General features: G+C 61.3%; 21 protein-coding genes. 13 read left to right on the forward strand and 8 right to left on the reverse strand.

Translation table 11 applies throughout. The features are described 5' to 3' along the window. Nucleotides 1-472 precede the first annotated feature (472 nt). Both BLL36_RS25910 and BLL36_RS25915 read right to left on the reverse strand, forming a co-directional pair. Nucleotides 473-1,966, reverse strand: a complete 1,494-nt coding sequence (locus tag BLL36_RS25910; protein ID WP_076954450.1) for a CoA-acylating methylmalonate-semialdehyde dehydrogenase — start codon at nucleotides 1,964-1,966, stop codon at nucleotides 473-475. Between the two features lie 39 nt (nucleotides 1,967-2,005). Then, nucleotides 2,006-3,355: an aspartate aminotransferase family protein gene (locus BLL36_RS25915; RefSeq protein ID WP_076954451.1), complete on the reverse strand. Its 1,350-nt coding sequence runs from the start codon at nucleotides 3,353-3,355 to the stop codon at nucleotides 2,006-2,008. Between the two features lie 124 nt (nucleotides 3,356-3,479). Here BLL36_RS25915 and BLL36_RS25920 point away from each other — a divergent pair, with 124 nt between their 5' ends. From BLL36_RS25920 to BLL36_RS25945, 6 genes are all read left to right on the forward strand, one after another. After that, on the forward strand, nucleotides 3,480-4,400 hold the full coding sequence (locus BLL36_RS25920) for a LysR family transcriptional regulator (RefSeq protein WP_076954452.1): 921 nt from the start codon (nucleotides 3,480-3,482) through the stop codon (nucleotides 4,398-4,400). An 88-nt stretch (nucleotides 4,401-4,488) separates the two neighbouring features. Beyond that, a complete protein-coding gene (locus BLL36_RS25925) occupies nucleotides 4,489-5,883 on the forward strand; it encodes a uracil-xanthine permease family protein (protein ID WP_076954453.1) in 1,395 nt (464 codons plus the stop codon). An 87-nt stretch (nucleotides 5,884-5,970) separates the two neighbouring features. Next, on the forward strand, nucleotides 5,971-6,630 hold the full coding sequence (locus BLL36_RS25930) for a TetR/AcrR family transcriptional regulator (RefSeq protein WP_076954454.1): 660 nt from the start codon (nucleotides 5,971-5,973) through the stop codon (nucleotides 6,628-6,630). A gap of 12 nt (nucleotides 6,631-6,642) precedes the next feature. Further along, entirely contained in the window at nucleotides 6,643-7,224 is a 582-nt protein-coding gene (locus tag BLL36_RS25935; RefSeq protein ID WP_076954455.1) for an IMPACT family protein, read from the forward strand. A 48-nt stretch (nucleotides 7,225-7,272) separates the two neighbouring features. Then, nucleotides 7,273-7,959 (forward strand): SDR family oxidoreductase, encoded by a 687-nt coding sequence (locus BLL36_RS25940; protein ID WP_076954456.1) that lies wholly within the window; start codon nucleotides 7,273-7,275, stop codon nucleotides 7,957-7,959. Nucleotides 7,960-8,172: 213 nt separating this feature from the next. Continuing rightward, entirely contained in the window at nucleotides 8,173-9,531 is a 1,359-nt protein-coding gene (locus BLL36_RS25945; RefSeq protein ID WP_076954457.1) for an 8-oxoguanine deaminase, read from the forward strand. 152 nt (nucleotides 9,532-9,683) lie between these two features. Here BLL36_RS25945 and BLL36_RS25950 read toward each other — a convergent pair whose 3' ends face one another. Continuing rightward, nucleotides 9,684-10,775, reverse strand: coding sequence for a calcium:proton antiporter (locus BLL36_RS25950; RefSeq protein WP_076954458.1), 1,092 nt, complete (start codon nucleotides 10,773-10,775; stop codon nucleotides 9,684-9,686). Between the two features lie 194 nt (nucleotides 10,776-10,969). On the opposite strand from BLL36_RS25950, the gene BLL36_RS25955 reads away from it, so the two are divergent. Next, nucleotides 10,970-11,923 carry an adenosine deaminase gene (locus BLL36_RS25955; protein ID WP_076954459.1) on the forward strand — a complete coding sequence of 318 codons (954 nt, stop codon included), beginning with the start codon at nucleotides 10,970-10,972 and terminating at the stop codon, nucleotides 11,921-11,923. A gap of 239 nt (nucleotides 11,924-12,162) precedes the next feature. Here BLL36_RS25955 and BLL36_RS25960 read toward each other — a convergent pair whose 3' ends face one another. Together BLL36_RS25960 and BLL36_RS25965 are read right to left on the reverse strand one after the other, a co-directional pair. Continuing rightward, nucleotides 12,163-12,852: an ArsR/SmtB family transcription factor gene (locus tag BLL36_RS25960; RefSeq protein ID WP_076954460.1), complete on the reverse strand. Its 690-nt coding sequence runs from the start codon at nucleotides 12,850-12,852 to the stop codon at nucleotides 12,163-12,165. 136 nt (nucleotides 12,853-12,988) lie between these two features. Beyond that, nucleotides 12,989-13,915, reverse strand: coding sequence for a LysR family transcriptional regulator (locus BLL36_RS25965; protein WP_076954461.1), 927 nt, complete (start codon nucleotides 13,913-13,915; stop codon nucleotides 12,989-12,991). 118 nt (nucleotides 13,916-14,033) lie between these two features. On the opposite strand from BLL36_RS25965, the gene BLL36_RS25970 reads away from it, so the two are divergent. The 3 genes from BLL36_RS25970 to BLL36_RS25980 all read left to right on the forward strand — a co-directional run bounded on the left by BLL36_RS25970 (nucleotide 14,034) and on the right by BLL36_RS25980 (nucleotide 15,812). Continuing rightward, nucleotides 14,034-14,327 carry a putative quinol monooxygenase gene (locus BLL36_RS25970; RefSeq protein ID WP_076954462.1) on the forward strand — a complete coding sequence of 98 codons (294 nt, stop codon included), beginning with the start codon at nucleotides 14,034-14,036 and terminating at the stop codon, nucleotides 14,325-14,327. A gap of 142 nt (nucleotides 14,328-14,469) precedes the next feature. Then, nucleotides 14,470-15,483 carry a zinc-binding alcohol dehydrogenase family protein gene (locus BLL36_RS25975; RefSeq protein WP_076954463.1) on the forward strand — a complete coding sequence of 338 codons (1,014 nt, stop codon included), beginning with the start codon at nucleotides 14,470-14,472 and terminating at the stop codon, nucleotides 15,481-15,483. A 146-nt stretch (nucleotides 15,484-15,629) separates the two neighbouring features. After that, nucleotides 15,630-15,812, forward strand: a complete 183-nt coding sequence (locus tag BLL36_RS25980) for a hypothetical protein (RefSeq protein ID WP_076954464.1) — start codon at nucleotides 15,630-15,632, stop codon at nucleotides 15,810-15,812. An 8-nt stretch (nucleotides 15,813-15,820) separates the two neighbouring features. Here BLL36_RS25980 and BLL36_RS25985 read toward each other — a convergent pair whose 3' ends face one another. Then, nucleotides 15,821-17,014 (reverse strand): Bcr/CflA family multidrug efflux MFS transporter, encoded by a 1,194-nt coding sequence (locus BLL36_RS25985; RefSeq protein WP_076954465.1) that lies wholly within the window; start codon nucleotides 17,012-17,014, stop codon nucleotides 15,821-15,823. A gap of 87 nt (nucleotides 17,015-17,101) precedes the next feature. Next, complete coding sequence (locus tag BLL36_RS25990; protein WP_076954466.1) at nucleotides 17,102-17,299, reverse strand: heavy-metal-associated domain-containing protein; 198 nt, start codon at nucleotides 17,297-17,299, stop codon at nucleotides 17,102-17,104. A gap of 340 nt (nucleotides 17,300-17,639) precedes the next feature. On the opposite strand from BLL36_RS25990, the gene BLL36_RS25995 reads away from it, so the two are divergent. The 3 genes from BLL36_RS25995 to cueR all read left to right on the forward strand — a co-directional run bounded on the left by BLL36_RS25995 (nucleotide 17,640) and on the right by cueR (nucleotide 20,675). Further along, nucleotides 17,640-18,020, forward strand: coding sequence for a hypothetical protein (locus tag BLL36_RS25995; protein WP_076954467.1), 381 nt, complete (start codon nucleotides 17,640-17,642; stop codon nucleotides 18,018-18,020). Between the two features lie 64 nt (nucleotides 18,021-18,084). Beyond that, nucleotides 18,085-20,277: a heavy metal translocating P-type ATPase gene (locus tag BLL36_RS26000; protein ID WP_076954468.1), complete on the forward strand. Its 2,193-nt coding sequence runs from the start codon at nucleotides 18,085-18,087 to the stop codon at nucleotides 20,275-20,277. Next, the gene (cueR, locus tag BLL36_RS26005; protein WP_076954469.1) at nucleotides 20,274-20,675 is read left to right on the forward strand and encodes a Cu(I)-responsive transcriptional regulator; all 402 of its coding nucleotides are present in this window, start codon (nucleotides 20,274-20,276) and stop codon (nucleotides 20,673-20,675) included. The genes BLL36_RS26000 and cueR overlap by 4 nt, the downstream gene beginning before the upstream one ends. A 142-nt stretch (nucleotides 20,676-20,817) precedes the next feature. Here the strand turns inward: cueR and BLL36_RS26010 are convergent, their stop codons facing one another. Then, a complete protein-coding gene (locus BLL36_RS26010) occupies nucleotides 20,818-21,717 on the reverse strand; it encodes a PA4780 family RIO1-like protein kinase (RefSeq protein WP_076954470.1) in 900 nt (299 codons plus the stop codon). Nucleotides 21,718-21,770 lie beyond the last annotated feature (53 nt).

Consider the following 21,770-nt stretch of genomic DNA (forward strand, 5'->3'; position numbering starts at 1 on the left):
TAAAGAGCGGTTGGTTAAGATCTTTCGTCTCAACCGAGGCGCGCATTCTACAGCAGCCTCATTTGCTGTCAAGTGATTATTTTCAGAAGTTTTCGAAGAATTCTTCAACAACTTCAACCACTTGCGCCTCCGATCTCTCGTTAGCGGGAGGCGAATTCTACAGCGTTACACGCTGCTGTCAACACCTCTTTTTCTCCGCTTTCGACCGAGAAGATCGAAACGTTAATAGAGCCAGACAACACCGCTCTACCAACTCCTTCTGGGCTTCGATGAACTGAAGCAGGTCGCTGTCGAATCCTGCATAACTCTTTGTTTACCAAGGAGTTTTCCGTTTCGACTGCGCCGGAAGTGGGGCGAATTATAGACTCCCAGAATCTGCCGTCAACAGCTTTTTTCACAATTCTGTCATATCGGTCAAAAAATCCCTGAAAACGCGAAAGCCGGCCCCAAGGGGCCGGCATCCTGGCAAACGTTAAAGACTGGGAAAAGCAAATTGCGACGCTTCATGACTGGCCCGTTGCGGCCAGCGCTGGGTAATCGCCTTGCGACGGGTATAGAAACGCACCCCATCCGGCCCATAGGCATGCAGGTCGCCAAACAGCGAACGTTTCCAGCCACCAAAGCTGTGATACGCCACCGGCACCGGCAGTGGAACGTTCACGCCCACCATGCCCACTTCGATCTCATCACAGAACAGACGCGCCGCTTCACCGTCACGGGTGAAGATGCAGGTACCGTTACCGTATTCATGATCATTGATCAGCTGCATCGCCGCTTCCAGGCTATCGACCCTGACCACGCACAATACCGGCCCGAAGATCTCTTCCTTATAGATGCGCATCTGCGGCGTCACACGATCAAACAGGCTGCCACCGAGGAAGAAACCCTGTTCATGCCCGGCGACACTCAAGCCGCGCCCATCGACGACCAACTCCGCGCCCGCCGCCACACCGTCTTCTATATAGCCACTGACCTTGTCACGCGCCTGGCCAGTCACCAACGGCCCCATATCCAGGCCGCAAGACGTGCCCGCGCCGATCTTCAGCGCCTTGACCTGCGGCACCAGCTTGGCAATCAACGCATCTGCCACCTGGTCGCCCACGCACACCGCAACCGAAATCGCCATGCAACGCTCACCACAGGAACCGTACGCCGCACCCATCAATGCGCTCACGGCGTTATCCAGATCCGCATCCGGCATCAGCACCGCGTGGTTCTTCGCCCCACCCAGCGCCTGCACGCGTTTGCCGCGCTTGGTCGCTTCGGAATAAATGTATTCGGCAATCGGCGTCGAGCCCACGAAACTCAGCGCTTTTACTTCCGGCGCTTCGATCAATGCATCCACCGCGCCCTTGTCACCATGGACCACGCTCAACACACCTTTGGGCAAACCCGCTTCCTGCAGCAACTGTGCAATCAGCAGCGTCGAACTTGGATCGCGCTCCGAGGGTTTCAGGATGAAACAGTTACCGCAGACAATCGCCAACGGGTACATCCACAGGGGCACCATCGCAGGGAAGTTGAACGGCGTGATACCCGCCACTACACCCAGCGGCTGGAAATCCGACCAGGCATCAATGTTCGGTCCTACGTTACGGCTGTACTCGCCCTTCAGAATCTCCGGCGCAGAGCACGCGTACTCCACGTTTTCGATGCCGCGCTTCAACTCACCGGCGGCATCTTCCAGGGTCTTGCCGTGCTCTTCGCTGATCAACTGCGAAATACGCGCTTCATTCTGCTCCAGCAATTGCTTGAAACGGAACATCACTTGGGCGCGCTTGGCCGCCGGCGTATTGCGCCAGGCAGGGAAAGCGGCCTTGGCCGAATCGATCGCTTGTTGAATGGTTTCACGACTGGCCAATGGCACCTGGTGAATCACCTGGCCGGTGGACGGGTTGTACACGTCGGCGCTGCGACCGCTGTCGTTGACCAACTCACCGTTGATCAAATGCTGGATAAGGCTCATGCAGGGCTCCTGAAAAGTTGTTCTATATAGAAGGAGAAATCAGTCGATCTTGTTCAGCACTTCGCCGACCGCATCGAACAGGCGATCCAGGTCCTGCGGCTTGCTGTTGAAGGTTGGCCCGAACTGCAGGGTGTCACCGCCAAAGCGTACGTAGAAACCGGCTTTCCACAAGGCCATGCCGGCCTCGAATGGACGCACGATCGCATCACCGTCACGCGGTGTAATCTGGATCGCGCCGGCCAGCCCGTAGTTGCGAATGTCGATCACGTTTTTGCTGCCTTTCAAACCGTGCAGCGCATTCTCAAAGTGCGGCGCGACTTCGGCCACGCTCTGCACCAGGTTTTCCTTCTGCAACAGGTCCAGTGCCGCCAGCCCAGCGGCACAAGCTACCGGGTGCGCCGAGTAGGTGTAACCGTGGGGGAATTCCACCGCGTACTCAGGCGTCGCCTGGTTCATGAAGGTTTGATAGATCTCGCTGCTGGCGATCACCGCGCCCATCGGGATCGCGCCGTTGGTGACTTGCTTGGCGATGCACATCAGGTCAGGGGTCACGCCGAAGCTGTCGGCACCGAACATCGAGCCGGTGCGGCCGAAGCCGGTGATCACTTCGTCGAACACCAGCAGGATGTTGTGCTGATCGCAGATTTCACGCAGACGCTTGAGATAACCCTGCGGCGGCACCAGCACGCCAGCGGAGCCGGCCATCGGCTCGACAAACACCGCGGCAATGTTCGATGCATCGTGCAGCTCGATCAGCTTGAGCAGTTCATCGGCCAGTGCGATACCGCCCTGCTCCGGCATCCCGCGGGAGAAGGCATTGCTCGCCAGCAGCGTGTGCGGCAGATGGTCGACGTCCATCATCGCCTGACCAAACATCTTACGGTTGCCGTTGACGCCGCCCAGACTGGTACCGGCGATATTCACACCATGGTAGCCACGGGCGCGACCGATCATCTTGGTCTTGGTGGCCTGGCCTTTCAGGCGCCAGTACGCACGCACCATTTTCACCGCGGTATCGGCGCACTCGGAGCCGGAGTCGGTGAAGAACACATGGTTCAGGCTGCCAGGGGTCAGGTCGGTGATCTTTTCCGCCAACTGGAAGGACAGCGGATGACCGTATTGGAAGCCAGGCGAGTAGTCCAACGTTCCCAGTTGCTTGGCGACCGCCTCCTGGATTTCCTTGCGCGTATGCCCGGCGCCGCATGTCCACAGGCCTGATAACGAGTCATAGACCTTGCGCCCCTTATCGTCCGTCAACCAGCTACCTTCTGCGGCCACGATAAGGCGCGGGTCACGCTGGAAGTTACGGTTGGCGGTGTACGGCATCCAGTGCGCGTCCAGCTTCAATTGGCTGGCCAGGGACGATGGGGCGTTTTCGGGCATGTTCATCAGCAAAACCTCGCAAGGCAACAGGCAGCGTCGGGATTGAAAGCGTTGTTGCAGCTAAATTGCCACGGCGATAAAGTCGGTGAAATTCAACTCTTCTAACCTTCAGTCAGGCCTTCACTAAACTATGAGCAGCCGTCGACCCGATCCCCTGGCCCAAGTCAGCGACTTCGATATCCGCTTGCTGCGCATCTTTCGCAGTGTGGTGGAATGCGGCGGCTTTTCAGCGGCAGAAACCGTCCTGGGCATAGGCCGTTCGGCCATCAGCCAGCAAATGAGTGATCTCGAACAACGCCTCGGACTAAGGCTGTGCCAACGCGGCCGCGCCGGTTTTTCCCTGACCGAGGAGGGCCGCGAGGTCTACCAGTCGGCCCTGCAACTCTTGAGTGCCCTGGAAAGTTTCCGCACCGAGGTCAACGGCCTGCACCAGCATTTGCGCGGCGAATTGATCATCGGCCTCACCGACAACCTCGTCACCCTGCCCCACATGCGCATCACCCATGCGCTTGCGCAGTTGAAGGAGCGCGGCCCGGACGTGCAGATCCAGATCCGCATGATCGCCCCCAACGAAGTCGAGCAAGGCGTACTCGACGGCCGTCTGCATGTTGGCGTGGTGCCCCAGGCCAGTGCCCTGTCGGGGTTGGAATACCAGCCGCTGTACAGCGAGCGTTCGCTGCTCTACTGCGCCGTCGGCCACCCGCTGTTCTACGCCGACGACAAGCAGCTGGATGACGCGCGCATCGATGATCAGGACGCCATCGCCCCGACGTTCCGGTTGCCCGCCGAAATCCAGGCCCATTACCAAGCACTCAATTGCACGGCCAGCGCTTCGGACCGAGAAGGCATGGCATTCCTGATCCTCACCGGCCGCTACATCGGCTACCTGCCCGACCACTACGCCAGCCTCTGGGTACAACAAGGCCGACTGCGCGCGCTGAAACCGGCTACACGTTTTTACGATTTAAGCCTCGCATCGGTCACGCGCAAGGGCCGGCGCCCCCATTTGGTGCTCGAAAGCTTCCTTGAAAGCCTGGCAGGCACGCGCTAACTCTGCCCTGGCGCGAAAAGCTGAGCAACTGGACAGCTTTTTGCAAGCGCACAGGGACCTAGAACCGTCCGACCCGAGTTTGCCCGCCATGCCACCAGAATCCTCCAGCCCCAGCGACCTGATCTACGGCCTCAATGACCGCCCAAAACCTGCCCCGGCTTTCCTGGCCGCACTGCAACATGTACTGGCGGCCTTTGTCGGGATTATCACCCCGCCCTTGATCATCGGTTCGACGCTGGGCCTCACGGCGTATTTGCCCTACCTGATCAGCATGGCGCTGATGGTTTCCGGGGTGGGCACCTTCATCCAGGCGCGTAGGCCATTTGGAATCGGCGCCGGGATGATCTGCCTGCAGGGCACCAGCTTCGCGTTTCTTGGCGCGGTGTTGTCGGCGGGCTTCCTGGTGAAACAACGCGGAGGCAGCCCGGAAGACATCATGGCGATGATCTTTGGGGTGTGCTTTTTCGGCGCCGTGGTGCAGATCGTGTTGAGCCGTTTTATCGGCCAACTGCGTCGCGTCATCACGCCGTTGGTGACCGGGATCGTCATTACCCTGATCGGTATCAGCCTGATCAAAGTGGGCATCACCGACCTTGGCGGCGGTTTCAATGCCCCCGACTTCGGCGCCCCGACCAACCTGGCACTGGGCCTGTTCGTGGTGTTGACGATCATTCTGCTCAACCGTTCCAACACACCTTGGGTGCGCCTCTCGGCAATCATCATCGGCCTGGCGCTCGGCAGCCTGGCCGCCTGGTTCAGCGGCAAACTCGTGCCTCAAGCCCTGCCGGACCTGCCTCTGATCAGTCTGCCGATTCCGTTTCGCTTCGGTTTCAGCTTCGACTGGAGCGCCTTCCTGCCAATCGCGCTGATTTATCTGATCAGCAGCATCGAAACCGTCGGCGACCTCACCGCCAATTGCATGATTGCCCGCCAACCCATCAGCGGCCCTTCTTATATAAGCCGGCTCAAAGGCGGCGTACTCGGCGATGGCGTCAGTTGCATGATCGCCGCCACGTTCAGCGCCTTCCCCAACACCACCTTCGCCCAGAACAACGGCGTGATCCAACTCACCGGCGTGGCCAGCCGCTACGTGGGCCTGTACATCGGCGTGGTGCTGTTTTGCCTCGGCTTGTTTCCGTTGATTGGTGCCGTGTTGCAACAAATTCCCAAGCCGGTGCTGGGCGGCGCGACCCTGGTGATGTTCGGCAGCGTGGCCGCCGCCGGCGTGCGCATTCTTGCCCAGGCACCGCTGGACCGGCGCAGCATGCTGATCATCGCCACCTCGTTTGGCGTCGGCCTGGGCATCGCCGCCCAGCCGAACCTGCTGCACCTGATGCCGACACTGGTGCAGAACCTGTTTGACTCGGCCATTACCAGCGGCGGGCTGACTGCCATCGTGTTGTGCCTGCTGCTGCCCGAGAGCAAGGCCCCCACCGCTGCCGCAAACAAAGCGCCGGAAAGCGACAGCCTGGAACCGCTTTGACGGTTTTATTGCATCAGGACTTGTCTGAGGCTTGAGGGTGGGTTATCTGTGCACACGTCGTCTCTATCGATCAGCACGGAAACCTCCATGAGCCTCGAAGTTCCTGCCCATAGCAACCACGCCAGTAAGCCGGCCAGCCGCATTCGGCAAAAGAACGAACAAGCGATTCTGCAGGCTGCTGAAGACGAATTCGCGCGCCATGGCTACAAAGGCACCAGCATGAATACCATTGCTGCCAGCGCCGGGCTGCCGAAGGCCAACTTGCATTATTACTTCACCAACAAGCTGGGCCTGTATGTCGCGGTGCTCAGCAATATCCTCGAACTGTGGGACAGCACCTTCAACGCGCTGACCGCCGAGGATGACCCGGCCGTGGCCCTGACTCGGTATATCCGCACCAAGATGGAGTTCTCGCGGCGCCAACCCCAGGCCTCGCGGATCTTCGCCATGGAGATCATCAGCGGCGGCGAATGCCTCACCGAATATTTCGGCCAGGACTACCGCGCCTGGTTCAGTGGCCGGGCTGCGGTGTTCCAGGCCTGGATCGACGCCGGCAAGATGGACCCCGTCGACCCGGTGCACCTGATCTTCCTGCTGTGGGGCAGTACCCAGCACTACGCCGACTTCGCCACCCAGATCTGCCGCGTCACCGGTCGCACCAAACTGACCAAGCAGGACATGGAAGACGCCGGTACCAACCTGATCCACATCATCCTCAAGGGCTGCGGCATCAAGCCGGCCCAATAAACGAAGCGACTTATGCCTTTCACCCTGACCGGCCTTTGCGAGTTTCGCGAAGAAATACGCAAAAGCCGCTTTATCACCCTCGCCGCACCGATCACCAGCCCGCAGGAAGCACAGGCGTTTTTCCAGCAGCACAGCGACCTGAACGCCACGCACAATTGCTGGGCCTGGAAGCTGGCCGACCAGTACCGCAGCAATGACGACGGCGAACCCGGCGGCACTGCCGGGCGCCCCATCCTGGCAGCCATCGAAGCGCAGGGTTTCGATCAAGTCGCGGTGCTGGTGATTCGCTGGTACGGCGGTATCCAATTGGGCACCGGCGGACTCGCCCGTGCCTACGGCGGCGGCGCGAATAAGTGCCTGCAAAATGCCGAGCGCATTGAACTGATCAGCCGCGTCGCCTTGCGTTGCGCCTGCGGGTTCGCCGAGCTGAACCTGGTGAAACTGCGCGTTGTCGAACTCGGTGGGCTGGTGCTGGAAGAAATCTTCACGGCCAACGGCGTCGAGTTGCAACTCGCCTTAGGTGAAGCGCATATCGACACCCTGCAAAACCAACTGGCCGACCTGAGCCGTGGGCGCATCCTGCTCCAACGCTGAAACTGCTAATGTGACCTCCCTGAACCGCGACGCTTAAAGGAAGCTTTCATGTCTACGCCAAAAACCGCATTGATCATCGGCGCCTCACGCGGGCTGGGCCTTGGACTGGTCAAGCAACTGATCCAGGATGGTTGGCACGTGACCGCCACCGTGCGCGACCCAGGCAAGGCTGATGCCCTCAAAGCCGTCGGCCCGGTCCAGATCGAGAAACTCGACATGGACGATCAACAAGCCGTGATCGCCCTGAACCAGCGCCTCAAGGACCGCACCTTCGACCTGCTGTTCGTCAATGCCGGCGTCAAGGGCCCCGCCAATCAGGAACCCGGCCACGCCACCCTCGCGGAAGTCGGCCAACTGTTTTTCACCAACGCCGTGGCGCCGATCAACCTGGCCCAGCGCTTTGTCGGGCAGATCCGCAAGGACAGTGGCGTGCTGGCCTTCATGAGTTCGGTCCTGGGCAGCGTGGCCATCCCGGACGGTTCGGATATGGCGCTGTACAAGGCCAGCAAGGCGGCGCTCAACTCCATGACCAACAGCTTCGTCACCCAACTGGGCGACCATAAGCTCACCGTGTTGTCGCTGCATCCGGGCTGGGTGAAGACCGACATGGGCGGCGAAAACGCGCATATCGATGTCGACACCAGCGTGCGCGGCCTGGTGGATCAGGTGAATGCCTACACTGGCAAAGGCGGCCATCACTTCATCGATTACAAAGGCGACACCATCGCCTGGTGACCCGCGCCCTACCGTAGGAGCGAGCTTGCTCGCGAAGAACCGCCAGGCACTGCGTTAAACCAGACAGCTCGCGTTATCGTTGACGATTTTCGCGAGCAAGCTCGCTCCTACAAAGGTAGACTCCCGCCTGCGCCCTTACCGGCGACCCTGGATCAGCAGACAGGGCAACACTGAGCTGGCAAACCTGAACCCATCATTCAGAGGAGCCGGCCAATGCCTGCGACCCGTATCTGGTTAAAAAACCCCCTCGCGATTTTCACTGCCAACGGCCTCGACGCCCGTGGCGGCCTGGTGCTGCAAGACGGTGTGATCACCGAAGTGCTGGGCTGGGGGCGCGAACCTGCCGTGCCTTGCGGCCAGGTGTTCGATGCTCGCGACCATGTGGTCCTTCCGGGCTTGATCAACACTCACCATCATTTCTATCAAACCCTGACCCGCGCCTGGGCACCGGTGGTCAACCAGCCGTTATTCCCCTGGTTGAAAACCCTGTACCCGGTCTGGGCGCGGCTGACGCCGGAGAAACTCGCCCTGGCGTCGAAGGTGGCACTCGCTGAATTGCTGCTGTCCGGCTGCACCACGGCGGCGGACCATCATTATCTGTTCCCCGACGGCCTGGAAAACGCCATCGATATTCAGGTCCAGAGCGTGCGCGAATTGGGCATGCGCGCCATGCTCACCCGCGGCTCCATGAGCCTGGGCGAAGCCGACGGCGGCTTGCCTCCGCAGCAGACCGTGCAACAGGGTCAAGTCATCCTCGAGGACAGCCAGCGCCTGATCCGCGAATACCACCAGCGCGGCGACGGCGCGCAGATCCAGATCGCCCTGGCGCCCTGCTCGCCGTTCTCGGTCACCCCGCAAATCATGCAAGCCAGTGCCGAACTGGCCAACCACCTGGATGTGCGCCTGCACACTCACCTGGCGGAAACCCTCGACGAGGAAGACTTCTGCCTGCAACGCTTCGGCCTGCGCACCGTGGATTACCTGGACAGCGTCGGCTGGCTCGGCCCACGCACCTGGCTGGCCCATGGCATTCACTTCAACCCGGACGAAATCGCGCGCCTGGGCGCGGCCGGCACCGGCGTCTGCCATTGCCCAAGCTCGAACATGCGCCTGGCGTCCGGCATCTGCCCCACCCTGGACCTGCTCGCGGCGGGCGCGCCTATCGGCCTGGGCGTGGACGGCTCCGCCTCCAACGATGCGTCGAACATGATCCTTGAAGCACGCCAGGCCCTTTACATCCAGCGCCTGCGTTACGGTGCGCAAAAAATCACCCCCGAAGGCGTGCTGGGCTGGGCGACCAAAGGCTCGGCGCAGTTGCTGGGGCGTACGGATATTGGGGAATTGGCTGTCGGCAAACAGGCCGACCTGGCGCTGTTCAAACTCGACGAGCTGCGTTTCTCCGGCAGCCACGATCCGATCTCGGCGCTTCTGTTGTGCGGCGCGGACCGGGCGGACCGGGTGATGATCGCCGGCAAGTGGCGCGTGATCGACGGCCAAGTGGAAGGCCTGGACCTCAAAGGCTTGATCGCTGATCACAGCCAGGCGGCACGGGACCTGATCGCCGGGACCTGATCCGAACGCCGATCACAATGGGGAATCGTCTTCTGTAGGAGCTGGCTTGCCTGCGATAGCATCAACTCGGTGCAGCGGAAAAACCGAGTTGGTTGCATCGCAGGCAAGCCAGCTCCCACACAACCCCGCTCCCACATTGAGTTCTTCGGTGCCTACACCCCCAGCAACGACAACATGATAAAGGTCGCAAACAACACAAAATGAGTCATCCCTTCGATGGCGTTGGTTTCACCATCGTTGAGGTTGATCGCGCTGACAATCAGCGTAATAAACACCATCACGGTCTGCACCGGCGTCATCGCCATCTGGAACGGTTGGCCGGTATAAAGCGCCATGGCCTCCATTACCGGCACCGTCAGGATCACCGTCGACAACGAAGCACCCAGCGCGATATTCACCACCGACTGCATGCGGTTCGCCAAGGCCGCGCGCAATGCCGTCAAGATCTCCGGCGCCGCCGAAATGGCCGCCACCACAATCGCTGTGACCACCGGCGGAGCCCCGGTGCCCTCCAGGCCTAGGTCCAAGGTCTTGGACATCACTTCGGCCAATGCGCCGATCACGATTACGCCAAACACCAGGGTGCCGATTGAAAACGCCAGGCTGACCGCCGGCGCGTGCTCTTCTTCCGGCACTTTCTTACGACGTTTTTCCGGGTAGCTGTAGCTGAAGAAGTAACTGTGCGGCCCAACCTGCATGCGTAGGAACAGGGTGTACAGCACCACCATCGCGCCAATGGTGAAGGCTGAGTAAATTTTCCAGTCGGCTTCGGGGATAAACTCCGGCACCACCATCGACACGCCCATGGCAGTGAGGATCATCACACTGTAGGTGCGTGCCGAATCATCGTTGTAGGACTGTTCGCCATGCTTGATACCGCCCATCAGCGCGGCCAGGCCCAGAATGCCGTTGATGTCGAGCATCACCGCCGAATAAATAGTGTCACGCACCAGCGTCGGCGACGGTTCATTGCTCATCATGATCGCCAGGATCACCACTTCCACCAGCACCGCTGCCAGGGTGAGGATCATGGTGCCGTAGGGATCGCCGACTTTTTCGGCAAGCTGCTCGGCGTGATGGGCCACGCGCATCGATGCCATCACGATGAAACCAATCAGCGCGAGCCCGGCAACCAGCGCCACCACTTGCCCGCTGTGCAGCATCCAGTGCTCCAGCGGGTAAGCGGCGATGGCGGCGATCAGCGCCAGCAGCATGAATTTTTCTTGCTTGAGGGATGTGAGCATGGGGGGCCTTACCAAACGGCAAATCAGTCATTGATGGGGTACAGACTGCGCCAAGCCGCTAACGTTTCGTTACATCTTAGGTCGGGCCGCTATTGCGTAGAAAAAACCAAAACTCTCCTGCTGGTCAGGTTTTACCGATTATTTCAGCCATGGCCTGTAGAATGCCGCCATTGCACCTGATGAGAATTTAGAAAATGTACGATTGGCTCAATGCCCTGCCCAAGGCTGAATTGCACCTGCACCTGGAAGGCTCCCTGGAGCCGGAGCTGCTGTTCGCCCTGGCCGAGCGCAACAAGATTGCGCTGCCGTGGAACGACGTCGAAACCCTGCGCAAGGCCTACGCCTTCAACAACCTGCAAGAATTTCTCGACCTGTATTACAAGGGCGCGGATGTGCTGCGCACCTCACAGGATTTCTACGACCTGACCTGGGCCTACCTGCTGCGCTGCAAAGCACAGAACGTGATCCACACCGAACCTTTCTTCGACCCGCAAACCCACACCGACCGTGGCGTGCCGTTCGAAGTGGTGCTCAACGGCATCGCCGCTGCACTTAAAGATGGCGAGCAGCAACTGGGCATCACCAGCGGTTTGATCCTCAGCTTCCTGCGTCACCTGAGCGAAGCCGAAGCCGAGAAAACCCTGGACCAGGCCCTGCCGTTCCGTGACGCGTTCGTGGCCGTCGGCCTGGACAGCTCCGAGATGGGCCACCCGCCGAGCAAGTTCCAGCGTGTGTTTGACCGCGCCCGCCACGAAGGCTTCCTGACCGTCGCCCACGCCGGCGAAGAAGGCCCGCCCGAGTACATCTGGGAAGCCATCGACCTGCTGAAAATCCAGCGTATCGACCATGGTGTGCGTGCCATCGAAGACGAACGCCTGATGCAACGGATCATCGACGAACAGATCCCGCTGACGGTCTGCCCACTGTCCAACACCAAGCTTTGCGTGTTCGACGACATGGCCCAGCACAACATCCTCGACATGCTCGAGCGTGGCGTGAAGGTCACGGTGAACTCGGATGACCCCGCCTACTTCGGCGGTTATGTCACCGAGAACTTCCACGCGCTGTATACCTCGCTGGGCATGACCCAGGACCAGGCCAAACGCCTGGCGCAGAACAGCCTGGATGCCAGGTTGATCAAGCCGTAACGGATAAACGCGCTCCAACCTGTGGGAACCGGCTTGCCTGCGATAGCAAAAGGTATCTACACCTCTTTTTTGAGGGCATGCGAGCATCTGTAGTGAGCGGGCTTGCCCGCGCTGGGCTGCGAAGCGGCCCCAAACCAGGCGAGCTGGATTTATCTGGAACTCGGCGGCGTCTTATTGGGGCGGCTTCGCCACCCAGCGCGGGACAAGCCCGCTCACTACGAAGATGTGTAGATACCCCGTCAGCCTGGCAAGGCCAAACGGGCAATTTCCAGCCGCCCGGCATCATGAACCTGCAACGCCTGCGACTCGTTGATCACACTGATCCAGTTCGACTGTAAAAACAGTTGCAACAACCCTGCCCCCAACGCACCGCCCAGATGCGGTTGCGCCTGGCTCCAGTCGAAACAGTTACACACCAGCGGCGACGTCAATGCCTGGGTGAAAATCCCCAGCCCTGCCAAGTGCTGCGCGCCCTTGACCGTCACATCGGTGCGCTGCTCGTAGCGCTCGATCCATCCGGCCTCCAGCAGATGTTGATATAACTGCCCGCCCAGCTCCCCGCCGAGATGGCCATTGCACAGCCGGGCATGACGCAACAACGGCGGGGCAGCCAGGGTCGGCGGCGAAGTGTCCGGCGCGCTGCGTGCGGCACAGGCCATGGTGGTCCTGGCCAAGGCGTCGATGGCGGCGCTGACATCCGGCGCGGCGACGCGAAACACGCGCTTGCCACGCCGGGTCTCCACCCGCAGCAGACCACCTGCGGTCAGTCGCGCCAGATGTGCGTTGGCGGATGTCGATGACAAGCCGGCAAGTGCCGCCAATTCTGCCGGTGACCTGGTCGAACCATCCATCAAGGCCCACAACATGGCGGTGCGTTTGGGCTCGGCGAGCAAGCTGGCGATCTGACTGATGCAAGGTACGGCGTCCATCCTTCACTCCCTGTCGATTTATTTTTTTGCTGAGGTTGGCGCCAAAGTATAGGGGCGTAAACCGCCGGTTCCATGGCGTCTGACAGCTCGGATAAGGACAGGGCTTGAGTGAAATTTCCGGCTTTGATGGAAGGTGTTACGTCGGGCTGGATCGTTCCGGCAGTTGCGCAGTCAACGTCGCACAGCGGGACACGAGCATTTCACGCAACAGGTTGATAGGTTTGCTCAGTTGCGCACGGTGGGCACACAGCAGGTTGAGCGGCGTGCGCTCGCCCCGCAGCTCAGGCAGGATCAGGCGCAAGCGCCCGGCCAGCACGTCGGCACTCACATCCAGCCAGGACTTGTAGGCAATGCCGACACCCGCCACCGCCCAGCGGCGGACCACGTCGGCATCGTCACTGAAACGATCGCCGGTGACTGTCAGGCTGACTTCGCGTTTACCGTCGTGAAAGCGCCAATGGTCGTGGACCCGGCTGCCGAGCATGTACAGCAGGCAATTGTGCTGGGCCAGTTGCTCCAGGTGCCGCGGCTCGCCGTGGCGCGCCAGATAACCGGGCGACGCGCACAGCACGCGAACATTGCCCGGCGCCACGGGCAGAGCGACAAGGCTGGAATCCTCGGGCTCTCCGTAGCGCAGCGCGATGTCCACCGGCTGTCGGAACAGATCGGCAATCCGATCACCCAGCAGCAGACGCACACTCAGTTGCGGGTACTCACGCTGGAATTCGTCCAGCCACGGCAGCAGTTGGTTGCGCCCGAAATCCGAAGGGGCCGACAGTTGCAGCACGCCACTGACATGATCCTGGCCGCTGGCCAGCAAACGTCGCCCTTCGTCCAGCGAGCCCAACGCAGCGCGCGCATAGGTCAGGAAACCCTCGCCTTCGGCGGTCAGGCGCAGACTGCGGGTGGAACGCGCCAGCAAGCGCGCACCCAGGTGCTGTTCGATACGCTTGAGCGCTGCACTGGCCACTGCTGGCGACAGGTCCATCACCCGTGCCGCCGCCGACAGACTACCCAGGTCAGCCGCACGCACAAACAACTGCAAATCATCAAAGCGCAGCATGCATTTCCACTCATTATCAAAATTTTATTGAAACAGCCCTCTGTTTTAGCCGCTTTTATCCCGTCGATAAATAGCTAATCATCCGTGCATGCCGTTCATCACGTATCTGGAGCTGAATATGTCCACAGCCTTTAACGTCATCGCCACGCTGATCGCCAAGCCGGGACAGCAGGCCACCCTGGAAACACTGCTGCGCGGCCTGCTGGAACCCACCCGCCTTGAGGCCGGTTGCGAGCAATACGACCTGCACCAGGACCTGCAACACCCCGAAACCTTCTACATGCTCGAACGCTGGAGCGACGACGCGGCACTGGCCGACCACGACCAGAGCGCGCATATCCAGAGCTTTCGCGCCCAGGCCGCCGATGTGATCGAACATTTCGAACTCAAGCGCCTGCAGTTTCTTGCCTGATCACAGCCCTTTTCTGTAGGAGCGAGCTTGCTCGCGAAAATCGTCAACGATGACGCAGCGCATCCGGTTTAACGCGGCGTCCATGAGTTTTTCGCGAGCAAGCTCGCTCCTACAGGTGATACGCCCTTTTCCCGGAGCCCTCATGAAAGCCATTGCCTACTACGCCTCACTGCCGATCACCGATCCAGATGCCCTGCAAGACATCGAACTGCCGGAGCCCGTCGCCGGCCCGCGCGACCTGCTGGTGGAAGTCAAAGCCATCTCGGTCAACCCGGTGGACACCAAGGTGCGCCAGAACGTCGCCCCGGAAAACGGCGCGGCCAAGGTGCTGGGTTGGGATGTGGCCGGCGTGGTCAAGGCGGTCGGCAGCGAAGTGACCCTGTTCAAGGCCGGTGACAAGGTGTTCTACGCCGGCTCACTGGTGCGTCCGGGTGGCAACAGCGAACTGCACACCGTGGACGAGCGCATCGTCGGGCATATGCCAAAAAGCCTGGGTTTTGCCGAAGCAGCCGCCCTGCCGCTGACCGCCATCACCGCCTGGGAGTTGCTGTTCGAACGCCTGCAAGTGCGCGAAGGCAAAGAAGATGAAGGGCAGAGCCTGCTGATCGTCGGCGCCGCCGGCGGGGTCGGGTCGATCCTGACCCAGCTCGCGCGCCAGCTTACTGCCCTGAAGGTGATCGGCAGCGCGTCGCGCCCCGAGACCCAAGCCTGGGCCAAGGCCCTCGGCGCCGACCTGGTAATCGACCATAGCCAACCGCTGAGCGAGGCGCTGAAAGCCGCCGGCCACCCGCAGGTGACCCACGTCGCCAGCCTGACCCAGACCGACCTTCACCTGGACCAACTGGTGGAAGCCCTGCAACCCCAGGGCAAGCTGGCGCTGATCGACGATCCCAAGGCGCTGGACGTCAGCAAGCTCAAGCGCAAGAGCCTGTCGCTGCACTGGGAGTTCATGTACACACGCTCGATGTTCGAGACGCCGGACATGATCGAACAGCACAACCTGCTCAATCGCGTGGCCGAGCTGATCGACGCCGGCACGCTTAAAACCACGCTCGGCGAGCACTTCGGTGTGATCAGCGCGGCCAATCTGCGGCGTGCCCATGCCCTGCTGGAAAGCGGCAAGGCCAAGGGCAAGATCGTGCTGGAAGGGTTCTGAAAAAACGGCTGTCAGCCGCGTCCGTTACCCCTGTGGGTAACGGACGACACCGCTAGTCAGAGAGTTGATCCTTGTCATACTTGTGAGCGTGTTCGGGTTTATATTGGCCGCCTTTGCCACGATTCTTTTACGTGAGGAAGTCAGCAATGAAGATCCTGATAAAAGCGTTAGCAAAATCCGCAGGCAATAAATGGCAGGTGCGTCTGGACAAGGATGCGTTCACCTTCCGCACCGAGGCTGAGGCCCGTGCCTTTGCCGACACCCTGCAAGCCCGCATCCAGGCGCCCCATCGTTTCCCGAACAGCCAGCAACGCTCCGCGGCTGGCTGAGCCGTTCCTCAGGCCTGCGCCTGCAAGGCTCTCGCCCGTTGCAGGCGCTGGGTCGCCATCGCAATCGTCACCGCCAGCACACCGCACAAGGTGATGACCATCGCCATCGGCATGGCGGTGCCATCGTGCAGCGCCCCCACCAACGACGCGGCCCCGGCCGCCACGCCAAATTGAATGCAGCCAAGCAACGCCGACGCACTGCCGGCCCTGGCGCCCTGCCCGCTCATGGCACACGCCGAGGTATTGGGCAGAATGCAGCCCAGGCTGGCGATGCAGATAAACAGCGGCACCAGCAACGGCCACAACGCATCGGTGCGCAAGGCCGCGATAGCGAGTAACGCCAACGCCGCCAACAGGTAGACCCACACACTGCGCGATAGCAGAAACGCCGGGCCACGCTTGGCCAGCAACCGCGCATTCACTTGCGCCACCAGGATAAAGCCGGCGGCGTTGGAGCCGAACAGCCAACCGTAATGCTCGGCGGGCACGCCGTAGAGTTGGATAAAGACAAAAGGCGAACCGGCGATGTAGGCGAACATCCCGGCGATCGAGATACCGCCGGTGAGGGCATACCCCAGGTAAACCCGGTCGGACAGCAGCGCAGCGTAGCGCCGCAGCGAGCCGGACAATGGCTGGCGCGGCTGATGCGCCGGGAAGGTTTCCGGCAGCCCGACCGCCACGGCGATGGCGGCCATCACGCTGAAAATCGACAGCGCCAGGAAAATCGATTGCCAACCCCACAGCCCCACCATCAAACCGCCGGCCAGCGGCGCGAGGATCGGCGCCAGGCCTGTCACCAGCATGAGTTGGGAAAACACTTTGGCCGAGCCCACCGCATCGCACTTGTCGCTGACCACCGCGCGGGAAATCACCATGCCCGCGCAGCCACCGAGGGCCTGCACGAAGCGCGCGCCGATCAGCCATTCCAGGGACGGCGCAAAGGCGCAGGCGAAGGACGCCAGGGTAAACAGGATGACGCCACTGAGCAGCGGGCCGCGTCGACCAAAGCGATCCGCCAGCGGGCCATAGATCAATTGGCCGATGGCCAGGCCGGCGAAATACACCGCCAGGGTCAGCTGGATGTGCTTTTCATCGGTCGCAAAGGCTTTGGCCATGGCCGGGAAGCCTGGCAGGTAAAAATCGATCGCCAACGGCGCAAAAGCGCTCAAGGCTCCCAGAATCAGGATTATGCGAAGGTTCATCGGGCACCCAAGTGAGACGGCAGCCCGATAGTCTAGCCGCGCTTGGGCGCATTGAACACGATAGCTCGCTAACTATTTTTGAGCGCCTCAGGCTAGCCTGGCGCTGTAGCCCTCTTGCGTGATCAGCTCGATCACTTGCTCGGCAGACAGCCGGCTCTCGACCCCAACCTCCTTTGCCGCCAAGTCGACCTTCACACTGGCCGCCGGGTCGTGGCCCTGCACCGCCTGGGTCACCGCTCGAACGCAATGGCCACAGGTCATCCCTTCAACGCTGAATATTTGCATAACGCGACTCCTTGATGAGCTAGATCATTGTAGTGAGCGGGCTTGCCCCGCGCTGGGCTGCGAAGCCGCCCCAAACCAGGCGACCGAGTTTATCTGCAATTGGGCGTTGTCCTTATTGGGGCGGCTTCGCCACCCAGCGCGGGGCAAGCCCGCTCACTACAGGGCGATTTGTCAGCCTTCGGAAGTTGTGTAAATACCGATGCTGTGATGAAGCTGGAACTCAGTCTCGACCTTGCCACAATGGCAAGGTCAAGTTCTGAAAACTTCTGCCGGGCTGGTATTCCGTGGTGTCAAAGGCCAAGCTTCACTCCTCTTTGATTCAAACCACGGAGCATTCGCCATGCGCTGTTCGTTTTTTGCCCTTGTCGGCCTGATGAGCTTGTCTGCCGCGGCGCCCCAGGCCATTGCCGCAGAAGATTATGCGGTGCTGATCATTTCCCGGGAGCGCCTGGAAGTGCCGACCACCTGTGAAATCGGACTGTATATTCAGGATCAACTGGCCGGCCGCTTGTTCCAGGAAGAGTCCACCTCGTTCAACCTGCCTGCTGGCGATGTGTCACTGCGCCTGAAACTGCTGCCAGGGCAGTCGCCGGGCTGTCTGCCTGGCCTGCTCGCTCCGCCCGCGCAGAACATCACGCTCAAGGCCGGTGACGTGCGCAAATTGCGCATCGCCCAAGGCCCGGACGGGATGTACCTCAAGGCCGCCGAACTGGGCTATTGAGCCCTTGACCTTCCCCATAGGTCAAGGTTGATCCTAGGGGCAATGTCTTCTGGAGGACTGCCCCATGAATGGATCCACCACCTTTGACCTGCCCATCAGCGGCATGACCTGCGCCAGCTGCGCCGGCCGTGTCGAACGCGCGCTGGGCAAGGTGCCGGGGGTTCAGAGCGTCAGCGTCAATCTGGCCAATGAACGCGCCCATGTTGAAGTGCTTGGCCCGATGGACCCCGGCGTGCTGATCGCCGCCGTCGATAAGGCCGGCTACACCGCCACCCTGCCCCAAAGCGAAACGGCCACCGAGGCCGGCCAGGCCCAGCGCCTGCACCGCGAGCGTTGGGCGCTGCTGCTGGCAGTCCTGCTGGCGCTGCCGTTGGTGCTGCCGATGCTGGTGGAACCCTTCGGTATGCATTGGATGTTGCCTGCCTGGGCACAGTTCGCCCTGGCCACACCGGTGCAATTCATCTTTGGCGCACGTTTCTACAGTGCCGCCTGGAAAGCCGTGCGCGCCGGCGCCGGCAATATGGACCTGCTGGTGGCCATCGGCACCAGCGCCGGTTATGGCCTGAGTGTCTACCAATGGCTCACCGCCCCGGCGCCGCACTTGTATTTCGAAGCCTCGGCGGTAGTGATTGCCTTGGTGCTGCTGGGTAAATACCTGGAAAGCCGCGCCAAACGCCAGACAGCCAGCGCCATCCGCGCCCTGCAAGCCCTGCGCCCCGAACGGGCAATTCGGCTACTCGACGGCCGTGAAGAAGACGTCGCCATCAACGCTCTGAAGCTCAACGACCTGGTGCTGGTCAAACCCGGCGAGCGCTTCCCGGTGGACGGTGACGTCGTCGAGGGCCAAAGCCATGCCGATGAAGCCTTGATCAGCGGTGAAAGCCTGCCGGTACCGAAACAGCCCGGCGACAAGGTCACCGGCGGCGCCATCAACGGTGAAGGTCGCCTGCTGGTGCGTACCCTGGCCCTTGGCGCCGAAAGCGTATTGGCGCGGATCATCCGCCTGGTGGAAGACGCCCAGGCTGCCAAGGCGCCGATCCAGAAACTGGTGGATAAAGTCAGCCAGGTGTTCGTCCCGGCCGTGCTGGTGCTGGCGTTGGTCACTTTGCTGGGGTGGTGGCTGTATGGCGCGTCCCTGGAGACTGCGATCATCAATGCCGTCGCCGTGCTGGTGATTGCCTGCCCGTGCGCCCTGGGCCTGGCCACACCGACCGCAATCATGGCCGGCACGGGCGTCGCCGCGCGCCACGGCATCCTGATCAAGGACGCCGAAGCCCTGGAGCGCGCCCATGAAGTGAGCGCCGTGGTCTTCGACAAGACCGGCACACTCACCTCCGGTACGCCGAAAATCGCCCACCTGGCGGCGGTCGATGGCAACGAGGCGTTGCTGTTGCAACAGGCCGGCGCGCTGCAACGCGGCAGTGAACACCCGCTGGCCAAGGCCGTGCTGGATGCGTGCAAGGAACAGGGGTTGACGGTGCCCGATGTGAGCGACAGCCAATCCTTGACCGGTCGTGGTATCGCCGGCACGCTTGATGGCCGGCCGTTGGCCCTCGGCAATCGTCGCCTGCTGGAAGAAAGTGGCTTGAGCATGGGCGAACTGGGTACCCGCGCCGCAGCCTGGGAAGCCGAAGGGCGCACCTTGTCCTGGCTGGTCGAGCAAGGCGCAACCCCACGAGTGCTGGGCTTGTTCGCCTTTGGTGACACCCTCAAGCCTGGTGCGCTGGCGGCCGTGCAACAACTCAAGGCCCGGCACATCAGCAGCCATTTGCTCACCGGCGATAATCGCGGCAGTGCCCGCGCGGTCGCCGAGGCCCTCGGTATTGAAGACGTGCACGCCGAAGTGCTGCCCGCCGACAAGGCAGCCACCGTCGCCGAATTGAAAAAAACCGGCGTAGTGGCCATGGTCGGTGACGGCATCAATGACGCCCCGGCCCTGGCCGCCGCCGATATCGGCATTGCCATGGGCGGTGGCACCGACGTGGCGATGCACGCGGCGGGTATCACCCTGATGCACGGCGATCCGCGCCTGGTGCCGGCCGCCCTGGAAATCAGCCGCAAGACCTACGCCAAGATCCGCCAGAACCTGTTCTGGGCCTTTGTGTATAACCTGATCGGTATTCCCCTGGCGGCCTTCGGCCTGCTCAACCCGGTATTAGCAGGCGCGGCGATGGCCTTGTCCAGCGTCAGCGTGGTGAGCAATGCCTTACTGTTGAAGACTTGGAAACCCAAGGATCTGGAGGATCAACGCCCATGAACATCGGCCAAGCCGCACGCCATAGCGGGCTGAGCGCCAAGATGATTCGCTACTACGAATCCATCGGCCTGCTCAAAGCCGCCCATCGCACCGACAGTGGCTATCGCATCTACGGCCAGGAGGATTTGCACACCCTGGCGTTCATCAAGCGTTCGCGGGACCTGGGGTTTTCCCTGGAGGAAGTCGGCAAGCTGCTGACCCTGTGGCAGGACCGGCAAAGGGCCAGCGCGGATGTGAAGGCGTTGGCGCGCCAACATATCGATGAGCTGAATCAGAAGATCCTGGAACTGGGGCAACTGCGCGATACGTTGCAGGACCTGGTGGAGCACTGCCAGGGCGACGATCGGCCGGATTGTCCGATTCTCAAGGAGTTGGCGTCGGGCACCTGCTGCGCTTGATGGAATTTATCGGAGATCGTTCCCACGCTCTGCGTGGGAATGCCTCACCGGACGCTCCGCGTCTGCTCTTGGGACGCAGAGCGTCCCTGGCTGCATTCCCCACGCAGAGCGTGGGAACGATCATCGATCATCTACCCAAAGATCATTGCATCCACGGCGGCGGCGGTGGCTCGTCCGAGACCTTGCTCTGTGGCGCGTCATCCGCCGCGCGAACCGCCTGGCGACGTTCTTCATCCAGCCGCGCCGCTTCGATCTCGCGGATCACACCGCCGACGTCCGCCAACTCTTCCGGCTCGTCGAACTCACCGGTCAAAATGCTGGCCGGGTGCAAGGTGCCGGCTTCGTAGAGCGCCCACATTTCCTTGGCGTACTTGGTCTTCTTCAATTCCGGGGCAAAACGCCCGAAATAGGAAGCCATGTTGCCCACATCCCGCTCCAGCATGCTGAACGCGTGGTTGTTGCCCGCCGCATCCACCGCCTGGGGCAGGTCGATGATCACAGGGCCCGTCGGCGTGAGCAGTACATTGAACTCGGACAGGTCACCGTGCACCAGACCGGTACACAGCATCAGCACGATCTGCGAAATCAGGAAGGCGTGGTATTCGCGCGCCTGGTCCGGCTCCAGCGTCACGTCGTTCAGACGCGGCGCCGCATCGCCGTACTCGTCGGCCACCAGCTCCATCAGCAGCACGCCTTCCAGGAAGTCGTAAGGCTTGGGCACGCGAACGCCCGCACCGGCCAGGCGGAACAACGCCGCCACTTCGGCGTTCTGCCAGGCGTCTTCGGTTTCTTTCTTGCCGAACTTGGAACCCTTGGCCATGGCCCGGGCCTGCCGGCTGTTACGGACCTTACGGCCTTCCTGGTATTCGGACGCTTGACGAAAACTTCGTTTGTTCGCCTCCTTGTAAACCTTGGCGCAACGCAATTCGTTGCCGCAGCGCACCACATAAACAGCTGCTTCTTTACCACTCATGAGTGGGCGCAGCACTTCGTCGACCAGACCGTCTTCGATCAGGGGTTCAATGCGTTTAGGAGTCTTCATCAGCTTTTATTGTGGGTCCTGTATTACCAAACACGCGTGTGGCACTCGTTATA

The organism is Pseudomonas cedrina subsp. cedrina, from assembly GCF_001983175.1.
GTDB lineage: Bacteria > Pseudomonadota > Gammaproteobacteria > Pseudomonadales > Pseudomonadaceae > Aquipseudomonas > Aquipseudomonas cedrina.